Annotated in this window: 6 protein-coding genes; all 6 read right to left on the bottom strand. The window is 64.0% G+C overall.

Annotated elements, in window-relative coordinates; translation table 11 throughout:
• Positions 1–41: 41 nt before the first annotated feature.
• Positions 42–728: a lytic transglycosylase domain-containing protein gene (locus AC0L2Y_RS34295; RefSeq protein ID WP_473562296.1), complete on the bottom strand. Its 687-nt coding sequence runs from the start codon at positions 726–728 to the stop codon at positions 42–44.
• Positions 716–1,264, bottom strand: a complete 549-nt coding sequence (locus AC0L2Y_RS34290; protein ID WP_473562295.1) for a S26 family signal peptidase — start codon at positions 1,262–1,264, stop codon at positions 716–718. The genes AC0L2Y_RS34295 and AC0L2Y_RS34290 overlap by 13 nt, the downstream gene beginning before the upstream one ends.
• On the bottom strand, positions 1,261–1,530 hold the full coding sequence (locus AC0L2Y_RS34285; protein WP_473507011.1) for a helix-turn-helix transcriptional regulator: 270 nt from the start codon (positions 1,528–1,530) through the stop codon (positions 1,261–1,263). Before AC0L2Y_RS34285 ends, AC0L2Y_RS34290 begins: the two co-directional genes overlap by 4 nt.
• 177 nt (positions 1,531–1,707) lie before the next feature.
• Positions 1,708–2,031: a DUF736 domain-containing protein gene (locus AC0L2Y_RS34280; RefSeq protein ID WP_008871905.1), complete on the bottom strand. Its 324-nt coding sequence runs from the start codon at positions 2,029–2,031 to the stop codon at positions 1,708–1,710.
• Positions 2,032–2,562: 531 nt separating this feature from the next.
• Positions 2,563–3,780, bottom strand: coding sequence for a hypothetical protein (locus AC0L2Y_RS34275; RefSeq protein ID WP_473562294.1), 1,218 nt, complete (start codon positions 3,778–3,780; stop codon positions 2,563–2,565).
• Positions 3,699–4,289: a ParB/RepB/Spo0J family partition protein gene (locus tag AC0L2Y_RS34270; protein ID WP_473562293.1), complete on the bottom strand. Its 591-nt coding sequence runs from the start codon at positions 4,287–4,289 to the stop codon at positions 3,699–3,701. Before AC0L2Y_RS34270 ends, AC0L2Y_RS34275 begins: the two co-directional genes overlap by 82 nt.
• Between the last annotated feature and the right edge of the window lie 248 nt (positions 4,290–4,537).

Here is a 4,537-nt window from a genome sequence, read left to right as displayed (position 1 = left end):
CTTCCCGGCCCTTCCCGTCCTTCCCCGCCCTGCTCGCCTACTCACCCGCCATTCGGCTCGTCAGTCCGAGCGCGATTGACGCTGAGTGGCACAAAGAGATCGCCTTTCGCTTCGCCGGTGCGAACGCCATTACGAAGGAAGAAGAGCGAGCGGCCGGAGGGAGTGTTTTGGCTGTCTGGCGCCTTGGAGTGCCTTCCGAATTCATCCATGTCGGCAGCCGAAATCCCCTTCCCCCTGAGCTGTTTGAGATAGGCAACGGTCTCTTTCGGCAGCGGCTTTCCACGCGTCAAATGCTCTTCGTAGCGCTCAGGTCCAGCATTGTAGGCAGCAAACAGGCCGGGGAAACCGAAGCGGTCAAACATGGCGCTGAGATAGGCGGTTCCGGCGAGAATATTGTCACGCGGATCGTGCGGATCGGCGCCCAGACCGTATTCGGCACGCATGTCCTCATACGTTTCCGGCATCACCTGCATGAGGCCCAATGCGCCCGCGCGTGAGGCAATTGGGCGGCCGTCGAGCATGGTCTTGCCGTCGCTTTCGGCATCCATGACGGCGTAAATCCAGGCTTGAGGAACATGGAAGCGTCTGCTTGCTTCGCCGGTGAACTCGTGCCACCTTCGAAGCTGCGGACTTTGGGAGATGACGACCGGCTCAGCGCCGGTCGAGGCGGAACAGGCGCATGGCGCAAAGGCGATCATGCCGAACATCAGGAGCCTCACTCGGTCCATAGCGGCACGAGCCTCCCGATGACATTTGCGCGTGGCACCGGCCCGAAATAGCGGCTGTCGAACGACCGAATATCGTCGCTGCCGAGCAGGAAGATTTCGTTGTCGGCGAGCGTGCGGCACCCGTTCCACCATGGCAGCGGGCGGCCTCTGGTATCGGTCGCCAGCCGTCGCGCGACGATCTCGCCTTCGATGATGATCGCGTCATTGAAGGCACAGACATGGTCGCCCGGCAGCGCGGCAAGACGTTTTACCAGCGGCACGTTGCGGGGCAGATAGCCGCGTTCGGCGGCGAGTTCGGCGAGCCATTCCGGCGGGCGGACGAGCACCAGATCGCCGCGAGCCGGTGCTGCAAAGCCGAGGCCATAGAGGCCGACGGGCGCACTGGCCGAGGCGTTCCAGACCAGCCAGGGCGTTGGTCTGACGGTGCCGGCGAAGCCGATCAGGGTCAGTCCAATCACGGCAGCGGCGATGGTTTTGCGTGCCCGAAGGCGCCGGAGACGGCTGCCGATCAGACGGATGGAAGGGCGCCGGCTCATGAGCGGCCTCCCTGGCCGGCTTGGCCGGAACCGGCCTCACCACCCTCGTTACCGGCATGGGGCGGGTGTCCTTTCGACCATCCGTCGAGTTCGTCGATGTGGTAACGGACATAGCGGCCGTGCTTGCGGAACTTCGGACCGCCGCCCTTGAGCCGCATCTTTTCCAGCGTGCGCTGGGAGAGCCCGATATAGAAGGCAGCCTGGGCCGTGCTGAGAAAGGGACTGCCCTTTTTGGCGCGGGCCGCGCGTTCGTTTTCGTCGTCCATGGTGCTCCTCGTTTCGCTTCGGACAAGCGGGGGCGAGAATGGGCGATCGAGATCGCCTCCGGGACGGGCGAAGACTCGGGGGAGAGTTTTCGCCGCATTTTCGGGCGGACGGGTTTGCCTGGAGCGCCTGGAAATGAGCCCCGCGCCGGCTGGGGCGCGAGGCTCGAGGCCGGCCGATCAGTCGGCCGGGTTCCAGATGATGGCGTAAGTGTCGTCATCGTCCTGGCCGGCGGCGCGGCCCAGATTGGCGTAGAGCTTGCGCGGTCCGAACTCCGGCGCTGCAATCGACAGGCTCACATAATCCTTGCCGGAAGTCTCGCCGGTGCGGATCCAGCCGGCGCCAACTTCGACCCCTTGCGTCAGCACCCGGAAGTCGGGATGGTTGTCGGCGCTCTTGGCCTGGTTGGGGACGATGTCGATGTCGGCGCGGACGCTGAGCGTTTTGAGCTGGCCCTTGTAGGCGCCGTTTTCCTGCTTGTTGACGTAACCGATCGCGGTCATTTCGAAGTCTCCTTTTGCTGTCGCCGGGGACCATCCCCTGCGATGGCGGACCGTGATGGGCGCGTCCGGACCGCCTGAACCCGACAGGGCCGAAGCGCTAGCGGAGGACCCGAGCGGGCAGCTTTTTTGAAGCGAAGCGGCGCGAGGAAGCCGCCGCAGGCGGCGGGGAAAAAAGCTGATTGGCGAGGGTTTCGGGCGGGCCGGATCCGCCCATAGGTCGACAAGCCAGCCGCAGGGGATGGTCCTTGAAGAGGGCATGGAGATCGAGGGAAGCGCGGTCGCTGCAGCCAGGCAGGAGGGGCGGCAATTGACAGGACTGCGGCTGATGCGGTGCCCATGCCGATCGAGATCGTGACCGCAGGTCGGGCGCAGAGCAGCATCCGGGTGGCTGATCGATCTACGGGATAAGCAGTTTGCCGGCCGGATTTGCTGCGGGATGCGGGGGCAAAGCATGCTCGAACGTGCTGTCGGTGCGACCGGGGTACGGCGCCGAGCGGCGGCTGCCGAGAAGCCGCCGCCGGCCGTGATAGGCTATGCGCGGACGAACAGCGACCTGACCCGTGCCCATTGATCGGCGGTGCGGAAGCCGCCTCGATCAGTGTAGCTTTCGACCGGGAATTTCATCCAGCGCGGCACCCAGCCGTCCACCTTCTCGCGGCCGTTCTCGCCGGCAAGGAAGTCGCGGATGATCTTCTTTTGCGTCTTGATCTTCTCGGCGACATTGCCGTCCGCGACAGGCTTGCCGCCGATATCGGCGAGCATGGAATTGGCGATTTCCTTGTCACGCAACAGGTCGAAGAAGGCGTCGTCCGGTTGCCAACAAGCGCCGATGTCGACATTCAGATGATTGCCGAGCGCCTCGATGACGGCGCTGCCGGCTTCAAGCGTCTCGGCCATGACGATGCTGAGAACGCGCAGGACATCGTCGTCGGACAAGGTCAGCAAACGGGCAAAGACGTGCGACGTGTCATAGCCGTCGCCATAGCGGCCAGCGACCGTGGTGTGCTCATCCGGTTGCCCAAGCAGTGCCAGGACCTCGCGCCGTTTTTCGGCGAACGCGGCCTCGGCCTTGCAGGCTGCCAGGCTTGCGGCCACGATCTCGTTGGCGGCGCGCTGCGGCTCGGGGCGCACCTGCCACAGGCCGGAGCCGGCAATCGCATGCGCCGCCATCAGGCGAAGTGCTGCGCCCGGATGGTCGAGCAGGCCCAAGCGCACCGCGGCATGACGGTGCAGATCGACATAGTTCTGCATCGGCCCGGTGAGCTCGGGCCGCGACGGTTTGGCCGGTGTCTCGGCCTCTGCGCCCTCGCCATTCGCGCGGGTGCGGCGCGCTTCCTTGCGCCACAGCCAGCCTTCATGGAACTCGACCTCGCCGCGATGCGAGACGGCGATAAAGACCTTGCCGCCCCTCTTCCTCGGCGTCTTTTCGTGGTCCCATGAGTGGAAATGCTGACCCGGTTCGAGCACGATCACTTCGCTCCATCCGGCCTCGAGAAAGGCGTCGCGCCTGCCGGCAATCGCCTCGTTCTGCTTGAGCCAGAACAGGTCGGCATCCGCGAAATAACCTTCCTCGCCAAACAGGTCGGAGACGATCAGGCCCGGATAGTCGTCAATGGCAAACAGCGCCACCTTGGTGGAGATTGACTGTCCGCCGAACAGCCACTGCTTCAACTGATAAGCCGCGTGGCGCGTATTGCCCGGATCGGCGAACAGTGCCAGCCAGTCCTTCTGCTGGGCTTTCGAAGCCATGGTGAGATAGCGAGCGGTTTCGCGTCGATTTCGTCCCGCCGATAGGCTTCGCGGATTTTGGGCAGCAGCTCGCCAAGCGCCAGGATGCGCTTCACCTGAAGCTCCGTAATGCCGAAGGTGCCGGCGATCTCCGGAACTGTGCGGCCTTCTCTGATGAGCCGCGAGAACGTCTCCCATTGCGACACTTCGTCGGGGTCGAGGCGGGCGATGTTTTCGATCAGCGAGGCTTCGAGCGCATCGGCGTCATCGCCATCCTCCATGATGGCGCAGGGCACGGCGTCGCTCTCGCCGCGCTCGTCGGGGAACGACTTGGCGGCGAAATAGCGTCGCTGTCCGGCGAGGAGTTCGAAGCTTTCCGGCGTCCCGTTGGGCCGCACCAGAAGCGGCACGAGAACGCCGCGCGCGCGAACGGACGGCAGGATATCGGAGATATCCGGCGCGCGTTTGCCGTGGCGCATGTTGAGGGCGGAAATGTTGAGCCTCTCAAGCGGAATATGAGCAAGCTGCATGGTTTGTCTCCAATGAAAGAACACAAGGGGCAAGACACCACCATTTTGGCGGCTTTTTCCTTGGGTTCGGTCGGTTTTTGACCGGCATTTTCGCCGATCGGCTAAATCTCTTCGTTCCGCGCGACGGGCATCTGCCGTTCGGTTCTTGAACCATTCTCCAATGCGTGACCCTGATGCACACGGCTTCGGTCACATAGTGGCGTTCGGCTCCCGGCTTCCCATTCTCCTTGAGAGGCGCAGCCCAGTCC

It is taken from the genome of Mesorhizobium sp. WSM4830 (assembly GCF_055811495.1).
Note: the sequence above shows the minus strand (reverse complement) of the source record. Positions and strands in the feature narration are given on the sequence as shown.